Origin of the sequence: Pseudomonas fluorescens (assembly GCF_002837185.1) — a bacterium.
GTDB lineage: Bacteria > Pseudomonadota > Gammaproteobacteria > Pseudomonadales > Pseudomonadaceae > Aquipseudomonas > Aquipseudomonas fluorescens_AM.
Genome location: NZ_KZ477995.1, coordinates 48,693 through 68,020 on the forward strand (window position 1 = coordinate 48,693; position 19,328 = coordinate 68,020).

Genomic DNA, 19,328 nt, shown 5'->3' on the forward strand with positions numbered 1-19,328 from the left:
TGCCGGCTGCATCAGAACCGTCTTATGTCAATGCTCAAGGATTCGCTGCAACTTAAGCAGGTACCCGAACGGGCGCTCGATTTCGACCGGATGCCGGTGGCCTTCCTTGCACGGTTTATCGCGATTCACGTCTCGGACCATGGGTGGCGATTAACCGGTCAGGAACAGCGCACTGCAAAGGGGTACGTCTATCTTAAGCAAATCGACTTATCTGAACAGCAGAGGAACTTTCTTGTGCAACAGTTTGAACCCGATACTTTGGTCCGCAATCCAGTGGGCAATCCTGTCGTCGCGAGTGTCACGGTGAAGAGCGATGCGCGCAGCGTGTGGAATGTCGTTGGGGATTTCGCCGGTTTCGCAACGTTTATCCCTGCGCTGGCGCATATCGAAATGACGGGCGAGGGCGTGCGTTCGGTGCGCAAGAAACTGTTCAAGGACGGCAATGTGGTGATTGAGCAACTCAATACCCATGACGATCAAGCGATGGCCATGACCTGGTCACTGCTCTACACCTCGCTGAACATCGGCAACCTCTGGGCGGTGATGCAGGTTGTGCCTGACGGTGACAACCAGAGCCAGGCGACCTGGACCATCATTGGTCAGCCGCACACTGGCAGCAAGGAGGACGTGCCGGCATTCGAGGCGTTCCTGCAGGGTTTTGCCGACGATGCGATGAAGAACGTGCAGGCGCTCTTCAACGGATGAGCAACAAGTGCCGGGGCGCCCACCGTGCCGGCACTGTCGGGTGAACGGTAGAAACGCAAAAGGCCATTCGCGAGAATGGCCTTTTTTTGTTGCGAACCGATAATCAGCCGCCTGCTGATTGCTCGTTCAACAGGAAGGCGTGCAGCGCTTCCATCGTCATGCTTCCCAAGTCTTCGCCTGCGCGCGAGCGCACGGTGACAGTACCGTTTTCTTTTTCGCGCTCACCGACCACGAGCAAGTAAGGCACGCGTTGAAGAGTGCTTTCACGAATCTTGTAGCCGATTTTCTCATTGCGCAGATCAGCTTCCACCCTGAACCCAAGCTGGACCAGGTCATTGCGTGTCTGGTCGGCATAATCGTTCTGTGCATCAGTGACCGTCACGACGATGGCCTGCACCGGCGCAAGCCAGAGCGGGAACTGACCGGCATGGTGTTCGATGAGAATGCCAAGGAACCGCTCCAGGGAGCCCACGATTGCGCGGTGCAGCATGACCGGCTTGCGTCGTTGCGAATGCTCATCGACGTATTCGGCGCCCAGGCGATCCGGCATGTGATAGTCGACCTGCATCGTGCCTACCTGCCATTCACGCCCGATGGCGTCACGCAGGTGGTACTCGATCTTGGGGCTGTAGAACGCGCCTTCGCCCGGCAGTTCTTCCCACTCCACATCACACTCGGACAGGGCTTCACGCAACAGGTTTTCGGCCTTGTCCCACACTTCGTCGCTGCCCAGGCGTTTGCCTGGCTCAGGACGCAGTGCGATTTTTACCGCAATGTCAGTGAAGCCGAAGTCGGCATAAACCTTGACTGCCTGGTAATGGAACGCCTTGATCTCGGCCGCGATTTGCTCTTCGGTGCAGAAAATGTGCCCGTCATCCTGGGTAAATGCGCGCACCCGCATAATGCCGTGCAAAGCGCCCGAAGGCTCGTTGCGGTGGCAGCCGCCGAACTCGCCGTAACGGATCGGTAGTTCACGGTGGCTGCGCAGGCCATGCTTGAAGATTTGGATGTGGCCGGGGCAGTTCATCGGCTTGAGTGCGTACTGGCGGTTTTCGGACTCAGTGACAAACATGTTTTCTTTGTAGTTGTCCCAGTGCCCTGATTTCTTCCACAGGGTGCTGTCGAGTACTTGCGGCGACTTGACTTCACGGTAGCCGCCATCGCGGTAAACCCGGCGCATGTACTGTTCAACCGTCTGCCACAACGACCAGCCCTTGGGGTGCCAAAAGACCATGCCTGGCGCTTCTTCTTGTTGGTGAAACAAGTCGAACTGTTTTGCCAGTTTGCGGTGATCACGCTTTTCAGCTTCTTGAAGTTGGTTCAAGTAGGCCTTGAGCTCTTTTTCGTTGCCCCAGGCAGTGCCGTAGATACGGCTGAGCATGATGTTGTTGGAGTCGCCGCGCCAGTAGGCGCCAGCCACTTTCATCAGTTTGAAGGCGCCAAGCTTCGCTGTGTTGGGCACATGCGGCCCACGGCACAGGTCGGTGAACTCGCCCTGGGTATAAAGTGAGAGCGTTTCCCCGGCGGGTATGGCGTCGATGATTTGCGTCTTGTAGCTTTCGCCCAGTTGTTCAAAAAACGCCAGTGCTTCATCCCGTGGTAATTGCGTACGGGTAACCGGTAGTTGTTCTTTGACGATCCTGGTCATTTCGGCTTCGATGAGCGGAAGATCGTCCATTGTGAAAGGACGAGGTGCCACGAAGTCGTAATAGAAGCCATTATCAATAACGGGGCCTATCGTTACTTGCGTGCCGGGGTACAGGCGCTGAACCGCCTGTGCCATCAAGTGGGCCGTCGAATGGCGTATCAGCTCCAGCGCTTGCGGGCTTTTGGTCGTGACAATCTCTACGGTAGCGTCTGTTTCCAGGAGGTAGCTGGCATCGACCAGCGTGCCGTCGACCTTGCCGCCAATCGTCGCGGCAGCGAGGCCTGCGCCAATGGATTGAGCCAGCTGTTGCACAGTCAAAGCTTCTGGAAAATCTCTGCGACTGCCGTCCGGTAGAGCGATAGTGACCATATGTAAGGGTGCTCGAATATTAATAGTTTCTAACGGGTGAATGCATCGTGTATAGGCACATGAGCTTATAAGCAACACATCCTGTGTATGCTGCCTGAGCGTCTGGAACTGCGGTGTGCAACCATATCACGATATGTTCCATACATATTCATTGGCGAGATAGGGTTTCATTTTGTTAGTGGTTTCCAACCATTCCCGGTAGGGGTCACTGGCTTTGACGATGCCGCTGCCGGCGTAGACATGAATGTGCGATTCGGTGAGCTTGACCGTGCGAATGGCCAGCGCGAAGTTGGCATCATCTCCCAGGGTGAAGTAACCAAGCCCACCGGTAAAAAAGCCGCGGTCGATTTGTTCATAGCGACGAATACGTTCGCCGCAGACGGCCAAGGGTTTCCCCCAGATCGTGGCGGGTGGATAGACCGCCGCCAAGGCATCGAATACGTTCAGCCCTGCTTTTACCGTGCCACTGATCAAGCTTTTGAGGTGTTGCACATAACCCAGGTCGATTACGCTGCGCGACTCGCGCAAGTCCAATGAGCCGTTCTCGCAGACCGTGGCCAGCTGTTCAAGAAAGAGCCCGGCTGCGGTTTCATGCTCCTCGAGTTCCTTCAGGTCGCTGGTGAGTTCGTGCCGATAGCGGGCGTTTTTTTCACCCTCGCTCGAGCCTTTGCGGGTTCCCGCCAAAGGCTCGACAACCAGCAGGTCGTTGTCTTTGCGCAGCAGCGTCTCGGGTGAAATACCGACCCAGGCTACCTGGTCGGCCCATCGGAAGACGAACTCGTAATGCGGGTTGGGGCGCGGTGCCACCAGGCGCAGCAGCAGTGCGGGTGAAATTGGCCGTTCGAGGGTCAGTTTGACTTCACGGCCAATGACCACTTTGTCTGCATCGGTGCAGGCAAGCTCGTTCAACAAACCGACCAGATCGTTGACGTAGTCGGCACACGCAGGAATGTCTTCGCGTTGGGTGATGCGCGGGTTGGCCGTTGGCGTGAAGTCTGCCGCAGAGGCGATGAGGCGCTCGTCGATGGCGTACCAGATATCGTCGTGCAGACAGCTGAACGTCAGCTGCTCGTCGCTGATCCGGCAGAATAGCCGGGGCAGGGTGAAGACCAGTGGTTCACTCAAGTGTTCGGGATGGGTTGCGCAACGCCAGCCTCCGAGGAAAGTCGCAGAAGCGGGCAAGCCATGCTTTTGCATCAACCATGGGCATAGCTGCTCCACAAAGCGGGCCACCGCATCAAACAACTGTTCATGGAACAATCGCGAAGCGTCCAGTGCCAGCGTCTGCGCCAGACACACCGCCTGCTCGTGCTGCAACTGCAGGTTCAGGTGCGCCCCATCATGGGTGACCACTACGCGAAACTCACTGCCCAGGCCGACCATCGACGTTCGCACGCCGTCGGTATGCTGGCTGAACAAGCCCATGAACTCACCGGCCAGCTTCGGAAAACGCCGCTCCAATACCGGTAACAATGCGGCGCCCAGTTCGTGTGCGTTCAGGTTTGGATAAGGGTTGGCGTAGCTCGACTGTTTAGGGGTATTCATCGAGACTCCCGATAGGCATGGGCCAGATGACTGCATAGCTGCAAGGTTTTTTGAAAATCGAAGAAGGGCACTGCGTCTTCATGGCGCTCAGGGGCCGCAAGACTGGAGGCGTGGCTGCGAACTTCCAGGGCGATGCCACTCAACCGGCTGTCGAGGGTCCTGTGCAGATTCAGGGTCTGATCCCATTGCTGGGCGACGCTTTGGGTCAGGCTGCAGGTCGCTGGGTGCGCGGTGTGCCTATTGAGTGGGTCACATAACCAGATTACGGGCGATCGTTGTGTCTGCAGGGCGCGGATCGCTTCGCCCACTGCTTGGGTGCCATCTGCGGTATTGGCAATCAGGAGGATTTTGCCCGTTTGACGCTCAGGGTTGAGGCGCTCCACGATGTTGACCAGCGTGTGCGTATCCAATGGCCCCCCGAGGCGAAGGGCGATGGGGTTGTCCAGGCCACGGGCAAATTCCACGTAGCAACTGTCGCTGAACAGGTTGCACGCCTCGATCCACAGTAACGATGCACTGGAGGCATAGAAACCCGAGTGACGGGTGCGACGTACCAGGGCTTCTTCATAGTCCAGATGCGCGCACTCATGGCTGGTATGGATCGCCGATGCCTTGGCGCGCAACCGCTGCATTGCCGCTTCAGTGGCCTCGTAAGCCCACAGCAGGCGATTGGCGTCCGGGCGCCTGGCCCACGGCGTTGGCGCCTGGCAGTTGACCATGTCGCCAAAGTAGCGATCCAGCGTGATGCCGTCGACGAGTTCTGTGGCGTCAGGTTGGGTGTGCGCATAACTGCCGGCGACCGAGCCGATTGCCAGTACTGGCAGGCCCAGCATCAATGCGAGGTAGCGGCTCAACGATTCAACCGTCTTGAAGCGTTGATCGAACGTGGCGTGAGTAACATCGTTCAGGCTTTGTTCACGTTGGCCCATCAGCTGCACGAACGTGTGCCCTTGCGCTGCGTGCACAAGTGCCCGTCGCAGCCGGACAATGTCGTCTTCACTGACCAGCCCGGGCAGCCGTGACAGTTGCTTGAGCACGGCGGGCAACTGCTTGCCTTGATAGTTAGGCATGTGCCGGCGCTCTTTATCGCGCCAGCTTCCCGGTCGCCAGGATTGCGACGCGTATACCGAATCGAGATTCAACACTTCAAGCCTCCAGGCAGTACTCGACATCAATGGCGATAGGCGACTCACTCAAAAGTGGCCCCACCGTCAACGACCAGGTTTTGCAGGGTTATGTGGTTCGCATCGCCAGACAGCAGAAAGGCCACTACCGCAGCAATATCCTGCGGCTCGGCGATTTTTTGCAGCGGAATCCCGAGTCGATATTGCCCGGGGTCGCCCGCTATGATGCGCTGCTCGGTCTGCGGTCCTTCACCGGCAATGGTTGCCAGCATGGAGGTGCGGGTCGAGCCGGGCGATACGACATTGCAACGAACTCCCTGAGCGGCGAACTCCAGGCCTATGCACCGGGTGAGCATGGCTGCCGCGGCCTTGGACGAACAGTAAGCGCCCATGTTGATGCGCGGCGTGCTGCCGGCATTGGAGGCAACCGTAACGATTGCGCCTTGACCCCGTTCGGCCATACGAGTGGCCACGGCCCTGGAGACGAAGAAGGTACCGTGGACATTCACCTCAAAGGTCGTCTGCCATTCTTCGGCTGACGTAGTGGCAATGCTCTTGGCGACCAGTACACCGGCATTGTTGACCAGCCCGGTCAGCGGGTACTGGTTGTCAATGGCGGCAATGGCCAGTTCCACTTCGTGGGGCCGGGTGATATCGACCACCTTCGGATGCAGCCTGGGTGAGCGTTGTTCGTCTGCCAGCGCTGCCAATGCCTGGGCGTTGTTGTCCAGGGCAAACACATCGGCGCCTTCCTGGAGCAGCAGGCGGGTGATGGCGGCACCGATACCCTGGGCCGCGCCGGTAACGACAATCGACTGATGTTCGAAACGGTTCATGGCTGCTCGCACTCCGTCACAGGCATCCGCGCGCTGAGCAGTTCCCACCAGGCGGTAAACCCGGGCCGTTCGGCAAGCTCCATGAAGCTCACGTCAATGCCGCGCTTGCGCCATTTCTCACTGAGCGTCAGCAGGCGAACCGAGTCGACTCCAGCCTCTTGAGGCGACTCGAGTTCGGCAAGCTCCTCCGTGGGGATGCGCAGTATCGCGGCAATCTCGGCATAAAAATCCGCTTTGTCGTAGATCAGCTTGCCCTGGGTCATCGTGCCTTCCCCAGTTCTGCCAGCATGTCGTCGCAGGACATGATTTTGCTGGAGCAACTGGCCATATGGCGTATCGCCATTTCATGCAAGTCCAGAGAGAAGTCGCCCATGGCATCCGCCACCACGAAGGGCTGGATGTCGCACATGAATGCTTCGGTCGCCGTGACCAGGCAACCGATGTGGGCATACACACCACAGATAATCAGTTGGTCGCGCCGGCCCTCCTGCAAACTCTTGAGAAGAGGCGATTTGGCAAAGGCGCTGTAGCGATGCTTGACCAGCACCTCATCGCGCTCGGCGGTGGGTTCAAGCCCTGCGACGATGTCCTTGGCGTTGCCTTCCTCGGGCATGCCCGGCCCCCAGAAGTCCGTCAGCAAGCCGCGGTCGTCACTGGATTGGTTGCCCGGCTGGGCGGTGTAATACACCGGAATATTCAGCGCATGGCAGCACTCCTTGATGGCGGCGATACGGTGTATCACGCCATCGATGAACGCCTTGGAGGCGTAAGGCGCCAGGAAGTAATTCTGCATATCGTGGATCAACAGCGCCGCACGGGACGGCTCGACGGTCCAGTCCAACGGTTTGCGTTGCAGTGCCACTTCGCTCGGTGCGCGGTATTCCATGATTTTCGGGATTGCCATTATTCAGTCCTTGTAGGTTCAGGTGCCAGTTAAGCCTTGGGTTTATTGGCCCAGTTGTACTCGCAGTAATTTCTTGTCGATCTTGCCCAGCGTGGTCTTGGGCAACGACGGGACCAGATGAACCTGATCCGGCACTTTGAAGGCCGCTATGCCTTGCTGGCGAACGAACGACTTGAGGGCGCTGGCAGTCAGCTGCGCGCCGGGCGCCAATACGACCACGGCGCACGACACCTCACCCAGGTACTCGTCCGGCAGCCCGATGATCCCGGCCTCCAGAACGCCTGGATGAGCAAGCAGATAACCTTCTATTTCTTCTGCGGCGATTTTTTCGCCGCCGCGGTTCACTTGGTCCTTGATGCGGCCGGTGACCACCAGGTAGCCGTCATCGCGGAACACCACGACATCCCCCGTGCGGTAGAAACCATCTGGCGTGAAGGCCCTGGCATTGTGTTCCGGCGCGTTCAGGTAGCCGCGGATGGTGTAGGGGCCGCGTACCAGCAATTGCCCGGCGACCCCATTGGCCACGGGCTCATCGTTTTCGTCGACGATCAGGATTTCATCGCCACTGCTGATCGGGCGTCCCTGGGTATGCAACACGTGCTCCTCGGTGTCACCCACTGCCGTGTAGCAAACCAGGCCTTCGGACATGCCATAGACCTGCTGCAGCTGGCAGTCGAACGAGGTGGCAAGCCGCTCGGCGACGTCATCGCTCAGGCGCGCGCCTCCGACCTGCAGCAACTGCAGGCTGGACAGGTCATGGTCGCGGGAGGCATGCAGCCAGGCCTGGGCCAGGCTTGGAACCACCGACGTCAGTGTCACGCGCTCGCGCTCTATCAGGGCAAAGGCGGCTGAACCGCTGGGGTCCGAGGTCATGACGACGCGCCCGCCGGCGTACAGCACGCCGAGGAAGCCCGGCGAACTGAGCGTGAAGTTGTGCCCGGCAGGCAGCACGCACAGGTACACGCTGTCGCTGTCCAGTTGGCAGATCCGGGCGCTGGCCTTGAAGCTGTAAAGGTAGTCGTCATGGCGGCGCAGGATGAGTTTGGGCAGTGCCGTGCTGCCGCCGGACAAGGTGATAAGCGCAGGCTCGCGCGAACTGCGCTGTGGCCAGGCGGCGGTGCGTCCGTACAGGTTGGCGAACGGGACGAACCCTTCGGCATCACCGACCACGATGACCTGCTTGATCGACGCAATCTGCTGCGTGAGCTCGGTTGCGATACGCCGGTAATCGAAACCCAGCGCCTGGTCCTTGATCACGTAGGCGATCGCACCTGAAATCTCAAAGATGTGCGTGATTTCGTTCAGGCGATCCGAGGGCAGCGCAAACACCGGAATCGCGCCAAGGCGAAACAGGCCGAAGATGGTTTCGATGAACTCCAGGGAGTTCGGCAATTGCACAACCACTCGGTCACCGGCCTTCACACCGAGGGTGGCGAAGCCGTCGGCAATGCGGTCGGCATTGCTGTCCAGTTGCGAATAGCTCAGGTTCCGATCGCCGTCGGTAACCGCTACCCGCTGCGGGGCGAGCAGTGCGTGGCGGGTGAGGATGGCGCCGAGGGTTTCCCCGGTCCACCAGCCACTGGCGCGGTAGCGAGACTCGAACGCTTCGGGCCAGTAAGGTGCATCGAGCCCTTCGGTCGGTGCAGGAGGACTGATGAGCGCCTCATGGTCGTGGGCTTGTGTGCGGGCCAGGCATTCGCTGTGACTGGCCGGGCCGAACAGGGCAGTCCAGCCTGCCGGCGTGGGCGCAAACTCAGGCCACAAGGAAAGCTGGCGGGCATCGTTGGCGAGCAGGCTGAAACGGCCCTCGACATCATCGAACGGGTTATGAAACGCGCGCAGGGCACGGGGCGCACGCACGGGTACAACCGGGTTGAGGTGCTTATAGTTCGCCAGCAACACCTGCGCCAACGGTTCGGCAAGATCGGTCACGAAATAATGCCCGCCGCCTTCGATCACTGACAGCGTCACGTCCGAGGAGTACATCTGCCAATCCGTGTAGCGCTCCTCATAGTCGGGCGTGAGCGGGTCCATGTCGCCGACGATTACATGAATGGGGGCTTGCAGCGTTTGCCGGTTCAGCGCTTCCTCGGCGAAGAAGCGCGCCGTCTGGGTAGCGTCATGCTTGGTCATACGCGCGATGCTTGCCATGCTGGCATCGTCGAGGACTTCCTTGAATCCGCCGATCTGCTGCAGGAAATCAATAATGTTTTCGCCGCTCTGGTCGGCAACCCTGGCCTGCACGTCGACCGGGTCCTGATCCAGCAGCATACCGCCAATCACCAGGGCCTTGAGGTCGGCGCCGGCCTGTTCGAGGCGGCGTGCGATTTCGATGGCGGTGGCGTTACCGGCGCAGTGCCCGTAGACGATAATCGGCCCGCTCAACGTGGCGAGAATTTCCTGGGTCGCGGCATCAGCGACGACTTCCAGCGCTTGCATGCCTTCGTCCGGGCGCATGATGTCGTGCCCCGGCAAGTTCACCGAGACACAGTTGAAGACACTCGACAGCTGGTTGACCAGGTTACGGTAGGCAAACGCATTGCCGCCGGCAAATGGAACGCAGACCAGGTTCAAGCGCTCTTTCTTTGCGCTCTTGTCGAACGCATGCAGCCAGTTGACCGCGCCTTGCGCCTCGTTGTCTTGATGATCGCGCAGGTAGTCTGCGTTGGCCCGGGGGGTGGGGTGGTCGAACAGTTCGGTGACCGGCAGTCCCAGGTCCCGGCAGATCCGAATGGCTTTGATTGAATCGCCGCCGATATCGAAGAAGTTGTCATCGATGCCGAGGGTGTCTATCTCCAGTTGCTCACTCCAGGCGGCCAGCACTCGCTCGTCCAACTCATCGCGTGGCGCTTCGACCTGGCGTGCACCCGACAGGGCAATGGTCGGCAGGGCCTTGCGATCAACCTTGCCGCTCAAGGTGACGGGCAGGCGCTCTTGCACGCCGATGGCGCCGGGCACCATGTAGGACGGTAACCGCTCGCGCAGGTAGTCGCGCACCTGTGCGGTGTCGATATCCTCGCAACGGCAGGTGGCTTTGGGGACGACGTGCGCCACCAGCTTGGGATCGCCCGAGGCGTCGGTCACCACCAATGCAATGGCGTCGGACAACAGCGGGTGGCCACGCAGTTGGGTTTCGATTTCGCCCAATTCAATGCGATAACCGCGGACCTTGACCTGCTGGTCGGCCCGCCCGATGTATTCCAGTACGCCACCCTCCTGCAATGCCGCCACGTCACCGCTGCGGTACATGCGCTCACCGGGGGCACCGAAAGGGTCGGCCACAAAGCGCGTGGCATCCAGATCCTGGCGATTGAGGTAACCACGGGCGAGGCCTGCGCCCCGTACGTACATCTCGCCATAACCGCCCACGGGTACCGGACGCAGCGCGTCATCCAGAACCTTGATGTCCAGGTCATCGTAGACCGTACCGATCAGGCTGCCCTGGTTGGTCTGCACCTGTTCCAGCGTGACGAACTGGTACGTCGCGTTGATGGTCGTTTCGGTGATGCCGTACAGGTTAAGCAAGCGCGTCCGGCTGTGACCGTAGTGTTCGAACCAGGGTTTGAGCCGGCTCAAGTCCAGCGCTTCGCCGCCAAAGCACTGGTAGCGCAGATTCAGTCGAGCGGCCAGCGCTGGCTGATCGGCCTGGGCCTCCATGAAACGGTAGAACGCAGAGGGGATCTGGCCGAATACTGTCACCTGCTCCTGCACCACCAGTTCCAGCAGTTTTTCCGGGTCGCGGGTCGTGTCCACCGGTACCAGCACCAGGCGGCCGCCATGCGCGAATGCGCCCCACATTTCCCACACGGAAGCGTCGAAGATGTAGCCGTGACAGGCCGTCCACACGTCGCTGCTGCGGTAATCAAACCAGTGATGGGTGTTTTCGAACAGGCGCACGACGTTGTGGTGGGTGATGCACACGCCTTTGGGTTTGCCCGTCGAACCTGAGGTGTAGATGATGTAGGCCAGGTCGTTGGCGCGAGGGCCCGATTGCAGGTTGTCGATCGATTGCTGTTGCACTGCATCCATGCACGATGGGGTGTCGATCACCATGACCTTCACGTCGCTGCCCGAGACCAGCGCCTGGCTGGACTGGTCGCAGATCACCAGTGTCGGGCAGGTGTCCTCAAGGATGGTGGTGATGCGTTCGGCGGGTGCATCCGGGTCCAGTGGCACGTAATGCGCGCCGGCCTTCAACACGCCAAGGATGCACACAAAGGTTTGTACCGAGCGCGCCAATAGCAGCGCGACCGGTTGGGGGCTGGTTTGCCCGGTCTGGTCCTGGATCAAGTGGGCAAGACGGTTGGCGCGTTGGTTCAGCGCCTGATAGGTGAGGTGTTCGCCGTTGAAGGTCAGGGCGATGGCGTCCGGAGTCGCTTGGACGGCGCGCTCAAAGCGTTCAACCAGGGTCTGCGCCAGCGTATGCGCCTGGTTGACCGGGCTGAAGCAGGCATTGCCTTGGGCGTAGCCCGGGTCTGTTGCATCGTAGGCGTCCAACTGCCCCACTGGCGTGTCGCTGGCCGCGGCGAAACGTTCGACAAAGTCGATGAACCGTTGCACGTGCCGTTCAAGGGCAGCGCGGCTGTACAGCGCCGGGTTGGCCATGGCAATGATGTTCAGCGTTTTATCGTCGGCCGGGGTTTGGATCAGCAGCGAGAGATCATCGGCCGGGCCTGCGCTGAGCACATGGACCTCACCGGGAACGCCATCGAACGACAGCTTTGCGGAGAAGAAATCGATGTTGATTTGCGGTCCGGTCAGGCGTCGGTTGTCCCCCAGCAGGTTGCAATCGCGGCGGATGTCTTCGGCCCGATAGCGCTGATGAGGGCGCATGCGGTCCAACTGTGCCTGCACGCTGGCGACCAGTTGCTCAACGCTTTGGCCGGGTTTGATGTCCAGGCGCAGCGGCAGCACATTGGCCAGGGTGCAGGGCACGTTGATTGCGCCCGTGGCGAAGCGGTTCATCATGGGGACGCCAACGGTCACCTGTCGGTAACCCGTGCTACGCCCGACAAACGCGCCAAAGGCCGCCAACAGCAGGTTGACCCATTGCGAATCCATGACCTCGGCGCGTTCGCGCAAGCTGGCCATGATGGATTCGTCCAGCACCCGGCGATGTTGGATGGCCTGGTAGGACGGCTGAGCGACATCACTGTTGAGGCTGGCCACTTCGGCCATGTCCTGGCAGTGCTGCTGCCAGAATGCACGGTCCTGTGCAAAGGCCGGCGATGCGCGCCAGGCCTGCTCGTTCTCCAGCACCTGCCGAACACTGCCGAAAGGCGATGGCGAGCAGAGGTCCGGGGCTTGCCCGTAGAGGTCGGCAACGCGTTTGAACAGCATGGAGAGCGCAACGCCATCCATGACGATATGGTGGGTTTTGAAGTACCAATAGTTGACGTTGGGCGCCACCTGTAGCAGCGCGCTGGAGAAGATCGGGCCGCTCGTCAGGTCAGTGGGACGGGCCAGGTCGCTCTCCATCCAGCTGCGCGCTTGCTCGGCATCCACTGCAAGCACGTTGAGCTCGACGGCCACTTGGGCGAGGATGGTCTGGGTCAGCGCGCCGTCCTGAGTCTCGTCTTCATGAAAGCGCGCACGTAGTGCTTCGATGTCGTCCACCGCCCGCTGCAGGGCGTGCTGAAGTCGCTGGGGGTCGATATCGCCGCTCATTTCGATATAGCTGGCAACGTTGTAGGCAGGGCTTTGCGGATCGAATTGATGCCCCATCCAGATCGACTGTTGGGCAGATGTCAAAGCAGTGGTGAATGAGGCTGACATGCCAGTTTAACTCCGGTCGGAAATGGTAAATGCAAGAGAGGTCATGCCTTGGGCAAGTGCTGCTGGCCTTTCACCGCATCGAAAAAACGCTCGCACAAATAGCTGCGCTTGGACGGGTCGACTTGAGCGTCGATCAGCACCGGTCTGTCCATGTTCAAGGCTTCTTCCAGGTGCTGGCGCAGTTCGCGGCCCGTGGTGGCGGTGAACGCCTGGACTTGCAGGAATTGCCCGGCTGCCGAGAAGCTCATGGGCATCTGTTCGGTCAGCGCGATATCTGCCGCATCCGAGGAAAGCGAGGCCCAGCGTTGGTTGTTGAGCACAATCACGATAGGACTCAGGCCGAATTTGGCGGCTCGCATCAGCTCGTTGCCGGTCATATGAAACGCACCATCGCCCACCAGCACGATAGGCCGCTTGCCTGTACCCAATTGGTAGCCCATGGCGCCCGGCACGGCGATCCCCATGCTCATGTACAGCGGTGAGGTCAGAACGTCGGCAGGGAACATGCCCAGGGACATGAAGAACACGTCGCCGCAGTCGACCACCAGTTGGGTATCCGGTTGGGTGACGAAATGACGGTTGAGCTCGTTGATGATGTCGAAGGGCGTCAACGGGCTTTCTTCTGAGGGGTAGAGGCTGGCCGGCGTCGGTACGATGAAGTCCTTTTGCGTCTCGGTCAGTGGTGCCAGCGGTGTCTTGGCGTTGTGGATCACATCGCTGAAGGCAATCAGGAACTCGGCGGTGGAGGCGTTGAAGTGCTGACGCCCGACGCTGATCTTGCCGTCATCGGCGTGGATCAAGCGGCCTTTGGCGATATGACTGGCGATGCCCATGTTGACGTCAGAGTTGGGTTCGCCGATGAGCATCAGTACATCGCATTTGGCCAACAGCTCACGGGTAACCCGAGAGGGTGACGCAGGCCCGGCATAGATGCCGCGGTAGTTGGGGTGCGAAACGGGGATGCCGCCTCGGGACATCGGCGTGGCCACCCACGGCATGGCCAGGCGCTCGCAGACGCGCATGGCCAGGTCCGTCAGCCCGCGCCGCTTGAGATCAAGGCCGGGCACGAACACCGGATCCCGGGCTTTGCGCACCAGCGCGTAAGCCAGCTCTGCGGCCTGGCGAGCGGCCTGGCTATAGCGCGTCGAGGGTTCCAACGGCACCCGACGGGCAGGGCTGTAGCGCACCCGCGCCTGGAACAGGTCTCGGGGAATTTCGATATACACCGGCCTGGAGTGAAGCACCGCCAAGGCCACGGCTTCGCGCAGTTGCTCCAGCACCTGGTGCGGGTCCGTCACACAGACCTGGTGCACCGTAATCTCCTTCATGATGCGATATTGGGTCTGGTGATCCACGATCGTGTGGTGCAGGAATAACGGCGCCTGGCGCTCACGGGTACCTGGCGAGCCGGAAAACACCAGCAACGGCACGCGCTCTACATAGGCTTGGGCAATGGCGTTGGTGGCGTTCAGCACGCCGACGCCGTAGGTGAAGCACACGGCGCCGGGCACCCCTTTGCCGACGGCATAACCCAACGCCGCCAGTGTGGTGCCGTACTCATGGGACATCGTCCTGAGTGCGAGCCCCGGCGTGGTCAACAGCTCACGCGACAGCTGCATGGTGAAGTCACCGGGAATGCAAAACAGGTCATCGATCCCGCTTTCTACCAACACGCGACCCACCAGGTCGCCCAGACTGACCTCCTCGGAGGTCAGGTTGATGTGCGTGGAGGGGAGGTTGGTCATCGTTGGGCTCCCTGATACACCGCCGCCAGTAACTCCTCATCCAGGTAGTTATCGAAGGAGTAGGCCAATGGCGCGAGGGGGAAGGCCTGGAGGAATTCCTTGATCTGTTGCGCGACCTTGGCCGGTTCGGTTTTCTTGAAGTACAGGTCGGCGATGAAGCGTGCGACCACTTCGAAATCTTTTTCTTTCATGCCACGGCGTGTCATCGCCTGAACACCCAGGCGGATGCCATGCACCCCCGGTTTGCCAGGAATTTCGATATTGGTGGAACGAATGCCGCCGGCATGCAGGCTGTTGACGCACAGGTCCAGGGCTTTTTGCAGATCACCCACGGCAAAGTGCACTTGGTGGGTCTGGGTGAAACCGAACGACTCACCGGTCACATCCAGCCCCAACTCATGCAGGTGACGGGCCAGAGTCTTGGCATTACTGACGATCTGCGCGGCATAGTCCCGACCGAAGAGTTCCATCTCCTTGAATGCCACCCACATTGGCGGCAGTTGTTCGGCGTGGCAGTTGCTCTGCAAATGCGGGCAGACCCATAGCGAGGTGTCTACCAGCAGGGGATGCTGAGCCGACTTGAAGCCGATATAGCCTTTTTGCGGGCCGGGGATCGTCTTGTGCGTGTTGCCATGGACGATGTCGGCGCCACAACTGAGGGGAGAATCGAACACGCCCCCCATGATCAGGCCGCCGTCGTGGCTCATGTCATACGTCAGGGTGCAGGAGTCGGGCAGCACGCTGCGGATCTCGGCCAGCGGCTGCCAGCGCAGCTTGAATGATTGATCGAGAATGACGATACGGATATGCGGGTTGCGCCGGACCATCTCATCGAGTTTGGCGACGTCAATCAGCAGGCTGGTCGGGTTCACCGGCAGGTGGAAAATCTCGATCCCCATTTTCTGCGCCAGGCTCTCCAGCGCAAAGTGGCCGCCGTCGCGGTGAGCAAAATGGACAAAGCCTTCACCCGGTTTGCACGCCGCGAGCATCAGAGCCTGCTCGGCTGTCGAGCCGCCGTTCGGGCGCCAGTCGAAGGCCTGCGCGCCAATCAGTGTTTTACCCAGGTCACGCACTTGATCGGCGATGGCATTCATGTGACCCGGTTCCGGGAAATGCCACTCGCCTGCGGGTACTTCAAAGGGAAACGAGCAATGGTAGAACGCACCGGCTGTAGAGCCGGATGTCAGGCGCACCAGGGCGCTGGGATAGTTTTCGTTCGCCGTGAGGCTCAGGCTGTCCTCACGGTACTGGTGGTCCTTGCCCAGGGTTGAGCTCAACCAATCGACGATCTGGGCGGTTTGTTGTTTGACATTGCTCATTGGGTTTTCTCTGCGCTTGAGGTGAAGGCGGATGGGCTGGCTTCGTAAAGCGACTCGCGGGGGCCGCCAATCACGTCGTATTCGATCTGGCAGGCTTCATCGATGATCAGCCCGTAGAGTTGCTCGATCAGGGATTCGCGGATGTGGTGCCGGCGACCCCTGGCCTTGCAACGCTCGACGACCTGGACCACGCGGTTGGGCTGCATGACCGCGGTCTGGTGATCTTTTTTGCTTTGCGCTACCTCTCGAATGAGGCTCAGGCGCTGGCCGAGCAAGTCCACCAGTTGATCGTCGATGTGGTCGATACGTTGGCGGTAGTCGGCCAGGCTTTCAGGTGCCCCTTCAATTGCTTTGGGCGCCTGGTCAAGCTGCTCAAACAGGTGGCGACTGGTATTTTCAAGCCCCGGATTCAGTGGCTTCAGCGCGTTCCTCAGCATCGCCATCGACACGTGGTAATCCAGGCGTGAGCCGCTATTGACCCTGTCATCGAGCTTGCCCAGCTGCGCCAGCATGCGACTGCGTATTTCCTGGGAGTAGGGGTTGTTCGACTGGATTTCCCAGTACACATCGGGATGGTTTTTAGTCATGCGCGCCAGCAGCGCGAGCATGACCTTGAAGGGGGGCGGGGCCAGTTCGAACAAGTTCTCCAGAGGGGCGGCGGACTCCGCCAGCGTCAAACCCATTCCCATGACCAACGCGTGGCCAAGGGTCTGCAGGTATGCCATCGTCCGATCATGCTCGCTGGCGGTCATCTGGAAAACATTCGCTGGCCAGCTGTGCAACCACTCGACAAGCCGGGCCACTGCGTCGCCGTCGCCGTCGCGGTAGGTCACCACGGCCACAGGCCTGCCGGCAGGATCCAGGTCGCCGGAAAACATCGGGTTGATGCCGACCATGGGTTGCGCTACATCCAGCGTCGCGACGAAGTCGGCGAATTCGCTCTTGATCGACAGGGTGTCGACGATCAGGCAATCGGAGCGTAAAGAGGGCAACAGCTGCGGCAGCGCTTCGCTCAGGACGTTCTGGGCCAGCGCCAACACGAGGATTTGAGCATCACCCAGTCGCTGCTTTATTTCATTGCCGGGACGCAAGACATCGCCCTGGATAACCGTGTGGGGCTGCACCGATTGATCATCGACGGCAATATCAATACCGGTGACGCTGTACCCGGCAATGCTCAGTTGATTGGCCAGTAGCTGGCCGATTGAGCCGAGTATGCCGACGACAACGGCATGGCGATGCGGGGAGGAAAGGCTCATACCGATGTGCTCCTCAATTGTGTGACGGCCTCGACAACACCGCTGGCCTTGACCATGGTCTCGATGTATTCGCCCAGCGGGTCAGAGAGCGAGGTAATTGCGCCGCCGACGCCGAAGCGGGCGACCTGGGCGTCGACGGTGATAGAGCGAATCATGATGTTGAGATCGCAGGCGCCGCCCAGGCCAAACCAGCCGAGCGAGCCGGAATAGGCGCCACGTGGGCCCTCTTCGAGGCGGTCGATGATTTCCATCGTGCGTTTCTTCGGCGCGCCGGTCATCGAGCCACCCGGAAACGTCGCCCGTACACAGTCAACCGCGCTGAGTGATGGTTTGAGCTGCCCGCTGATGGTCGAGACCAGTTGGTGCACGTGGGAGTAGGTTTCGACCGCAAACAGCGCTGGCACCCTTACCGAACCAATGGTGCAGACCTGCCCCAGGTCGTTGCGCAACAGGTCGACGATCATCAGGTTTTCTGCCCGGTCTTTTTCGTCACCGCGCATCTGTTCGATCAGTTCCTGATCTTCCTCGGCGCACCGCCCGCGCGGCCGGGTGCCTTTGATCGGCTTGGCTTCCACTTGGTGGTGACGGTCGATTTTCAGAAAGCGTTCCGGTGACGAACTGATGATCTGAAAGTCGGGGATCGAAAAATAACCGGCGTGAGGAGCGGGCGTCAGCTCGCGCATTACGCAATAAAGGTCGAAGGATGAGTCGGCGAACGCAAACTCGATCAAGTTGGTCAGGCAGACCTCATAGGTCTCACCGTCAATGATCTCGCGCTGGGCCTCGTTGATCTTGTCGATATAGCGCTGCTTGGAGTGCCGTATACAGGCGTGCTCTTGTATCCACGCCTCAACCTGAGGCAGTGACAGCTTGCGTTGACGGCTGACAGGCTCCGCCACCTGGGGTTGCTCGCGCAGTCGCGCCTGGACCTGATCGAACCACTGCGCCGCATCCTGCCGGTCTTCGTCATGTTCAACCAGGTACAGCAGGTAACAGCGCTGCTCGGCGTGGTCGAAAGCAATCATCCGGGTTGCCAGGATGAATGCTGCATCGTGTGAGTGGGATGCGTAAGCCTGAGCGCCGAGGGTTTCGCACTTGAGTTCGTAGCCCAGCAGGCCGACGTACCCGAGGTTGAAGTCAAATGGCAGCCACTGCGGCTGCTCGCAGTGGTAATGGTTGAGGCGCGCGGCCATCAACTCAAGAAAGTCCGACGTCGGCTCCCGGGTAACGCCGTCGCTGCGCTCAACGCGCACGCTGCGGGAGGAGGTGTCGTAGGTGATCGTTTCAGCAAGGCGGCCATGGGAATCGCCCATAAAGGAGAAACGCGAAAAACCTGGTTTCACCACGCTGCTTTCGAGAAAGAAATGACGCGGCGAAGCAAGAAACTCGCTGCGAAATACACGCAATGGATCGGGGTTGTAATCAAGCGCTCTGACTTCGACATCAAAGGTCGTCATTGCCCACTCCTGATAGTTGTGATGCCGGCATCCGGCAGGTTTAGCGGGGTAGACGCTCGAGCTTGTGCCGATGCGCGATGTCTCGAAAGTTGCGCAGCAGGTCAAGCCCGGAGTCGGTACAGATGGATTCGGGATGGAACTGGATGCCGTAGAGCGGTCGTTCGGTATGGCGGATACCGTGGATCATGCCGTTTTCATCCCAGGCGCTGAGTTCGAAGGGCCCCTTGAGCGCCTTCACCACGAGGGAGTGATAACGAACCACCGGCATATCCACGGGCAGGCCTTTGAACACGCCTTCATTGTTGTGGCGTATATGCCTGACCCTGCCGTGCATGGGTTCCGGCGCATGGTCCACATCCATGCCATGCACGTGCGCCATGCACTGATGCCCGAGGCAAACCCCCAGCAGAGGCACATGCGCGTCGCGGATCATGTCTTCACTGATCCCCACGTCTTGCCGGCGCTTGGGTGTGCCCGGGCCTGGAGATACGATGATGCAGTCGTAGCGGCCCAAGTCGATATCGTGGGGCGACGCATCATTGGTAAAGACATCAGGTTCTTCCCCCGTTACTTGCCCCATATATTGATAGAGGTTGTAGGTGAAAGAATCGAAGTTATCGATGATCAAAGTCTTGAACATGG

At 59.9% G+C, this 19,328-nt stretch carries 13 protein-coding genes; 1 reads left to right on the top strand and 12 read right to left on the bottom strand.

Annotation, left to right across the window (positions count from 1 at the left end):
* Nucleotides 1–234 precede the first annotated feature (234 nt).
* Nucleotides 235–705: an SRPBCC family protein gene (locus CIB54_RS12610; protein ID WP_065949336.1), complete on the top strand. Its 471-nt coding sequence runs from the start codon at nucleotides 235–237 to the stop codon at nucleotides 703–705.
* Nucleotides 706–808: 103 nt separating this feature from the next.
* Here the strand turns inward: CIB54_RS12610 and thrS are convergent, their stop codons facing one another.
* The 12 genes from thrS to CIB54_RS12665 form a co-directional block, all read right to left on the bottom strand.
* On the bottom strand, nucleotides 809–2,722 hold the full coding sequence (gene thrS / locus CIB54_RS12615; protein ID WP_065949337.1) for a threonine--tRNA ligase: 1,914 nt from the start codon (nucleotides 2,720–2,722) through the stop codon (nucleotides 809–811).
* 126 nt (nucleotides 2,723–2,848) lie between these two features.
* Nucleotides 2,849–4,267 (bottom strand): chorismate-binding protein, encoded by a 1,419-nt coding sequence (locus tag CIB54_RS12620; protein ID WP_157829716.1) that lies wholly within the window; start codon nucleotides 4,265–4,267, stop codon nucleotides 2,849–2,851.
* Entirely contained in the window at nucleotides 4,264–5,439 is a 1,176-nt protein-coding gene (locus CIB54_RS12625) for a 3-deoxy-7-phosphoheptulonate synthase (protein ID WP_083217903.1), read from the bottom strand. Before CIB54_RS12625 ends, CIB54_RS12620 begins: the two co-directional genes overlap by 4 nt.
* 17 nt (nucleotides 5,440–5,456) lie before the next feature.
* Nucleotides 5,457–6,227 carry a 2,3-dihydro-2,3-dihydroxybenzoate dehydrogenase gene (locus CIB54_RS12630; RefSeq protein ID WP_101219940.1) on the bottom strand — a complete coding sequence of 257 codons (771 nt, stop codon included), beginning with the start codon at nucleotides 6,225–6,227 and terminating at the stop codon, nucleotides 5,457–5,459.
* Nucleotides 6,224–6,490: a phosphopantetheine-binding protein gene (locus CIB54_RS27450; protein ID WP_065949341.1), complete on the bottom strand. Its 267-nt coding sequence runs from the start codon at nucleotides 6,488–6,490 to the stop codon at nucleotides 6,224–6,226. The genes CIB54_RS12630 and CIB54_RS27450 overlap by 4 nt, the downstream gene beginning before the upstream one ends.
* Nucleotides 6,487–7,131 (bottom strand): isochorismatase family protein, encoded by a 645-nt coding sequence (locus CIB54_RS12635; RefSeq protein ID WP_065949342.1) that lies wholly within the window; start codon nucleotides 7,129–7,131, stop codon nucleotides 6,487–6,489. The genes CIB54_RS27450 and CIB54_RS12635 overlap by 4 nt, the downstream gene beginning before the upstream one ends.
* A 42-nt stretch (nucleotides 7,132–7,173) precedes the next feature.
* Nucleotides 7,174–12,906 (bottom strand): non-ribosomal peptide synthetase, encoded by a 5,733-nt coding sequence (locus CIB54_RS12640; protein WP_101219941.1) that lies wholly within the window; start codon nucleotides 12,904–12,906, stop codon nucleotides 7,174–7,176.
* A gap of 41 nt (nucleotides 12,907–12,947) precedes the next feature.
* On the bottom strand, nucleotides 12,948–14,651 hold the full coding sequence (locus CIB54_RS12645; RefSeq protein WP_065949344.1) for a thiamine pyrophosphate-binding protein: 1,704 nt from the start codon (nucleotides 14,649–14,651) through the stop codon (nucleotides 12,948–12,950).
* Nucleotides 14,648–15,970 (bottom strand): hypothetical protein, encoded by a 1,323-nt coding sequence (locus CIB54_RS12650; RefSeq protein ID WP_065949345.1) that lies wholly within the window; start codon nucleotides 15,968–15,970, stop codon nucleotides 14,648–14,650. Before CIB54_RS12650 ends, CIB54_RS12645 begins: the two co-directional genes overlap by 4 nt.
* A complete protein-coding gene (locus CIB54_RS12655; protein ID WP_101219942.1) occupies nucleotides 15,967–17,229 on the bottom strand; it encodes a chorismate mutase in 1,263 nt (420 codons plus the stop codon). The genes CIB54_RS12650 and CIB54_RS12655 overlap by 4 nt, the downstream gene beginning before the upstream one ends.
* Complete coding sequence (gene pabB, locus CIB54_RS12660) at nucleotides 17,226–18,686, bottom strand: aminodeoxychorismate synthase component I (RefSeq protein ID WP_083217904.1); 1,461 nt, start codon at nucleotides 18,684–18,686, stop codon at nucleotides 17,226–17,228. Before pabB ends, CIB54_RS12655 begins: the two co-directional genes overlap by 4 nt.
* Before the next feature lie 40 nt (nucleotides 18,687–18,726).
* Nucleotides 18,727–19,326 (bottom strand): anthranilate synthase component II, encoded by a 600-nt coding sequence (locus CIB54_RS12665; RefSeq protein WP_083216665.1) that lies wholly within the window; start codon nucleotides 19,324–19,326, stop codon nucleotides 18,727–18,729.
* Nucleotides 19,327–19,328 lie beyond the last annotated feature (2 nt).

Excerpts from the sequence above, each read along its gene's own strand:
- CIB54_RS12665 (WP_083216665.1), bottom strand. The coding sequence starts at position 19,326 with ATGTTCAAGACTTTGATCATCGATAACTTCGATTCTTTCACCTACAAC.
- thrS (WP_065949337.1), bottom strand. The coding sequence starts at position 2,722 with ATGGTCACTATCGCTCTACCGGACGGCAGTCGCAGAGATTTTCCAGAA.
- CIB54_RS12655 (WP_101219942.1), bottom strand. The coding sequence starts at position 17,229 with ATGAGCCTTTCCTCCCCGCATCGCCATGCCGTTGTCGTCGGCATACTC.
- CIB54_RS12640 (WP_101219941.1), bottom strand. The coding sequence starts at position 12,906 with ATGTCAGCCTCATTCACCACTGCTTTGACATCTGCCCAACAGTCGATC.
- CIB54_RS12630 (WP_101219940.1), bottom strand. The coding sequence starts at position 6,227 with ATGAACCGTTTCGAACATCAGTCGATTGTCGTTACCGGCGCGGCCCAG.
- CIB54_RS12625 (WP_083217903.1), bottom strand. The coding sequence starts at position 5,439 with ATGTCGAGTACTGCCTGGAGGCTTGAAGTGTTGAATCTCGATTCGGTA.
- CIB54_RS12650 (WP_065949345.1), bottom strand. The coding sequence starts at position 15,970 with ATGAGCAATGTCAAACAACAAACCGCCCAGATCGTCGATTGGTTGAGC.
- pabB (WP_083217904.1), bottom strand. The coding sequence starts at position 18,686 with ATGACGACCTTTGATGTCGAAGTCAGAGCGCTTGATTACAACCCCGAT.
- CIB54_RS12635 (WP_065949342.1), bottom strand. The coding sequence starts at position 7,131 with ATGGCAATCCCGAAAATCATGGAATACCGCGCACCGAGCGAAGTGGCA.
- CIB54_RS12645 (WP_065949344.1), bottom strand. The coding sequence starts at position 14,651 with ATGACCAACCTCCCCTCCACGCACATCAACCTGACCTCCGAGGAGGTC.
- CIB54_RS12620 (WP_157829716.1), bottom strand. The coding sequence starts at position 4,267 with ATGAATACCCCTAAACAGTCGAGCTACGCCAACCCTTATCCAAACCTG.
- CIB54_RS27450 (WP_065949341.1), bottom strand. The coding sequence starts at position 6,490 with ATGACCCAGGGCAAGCTGATCTACGACAAAGCGGATTTTTATGCCGAG.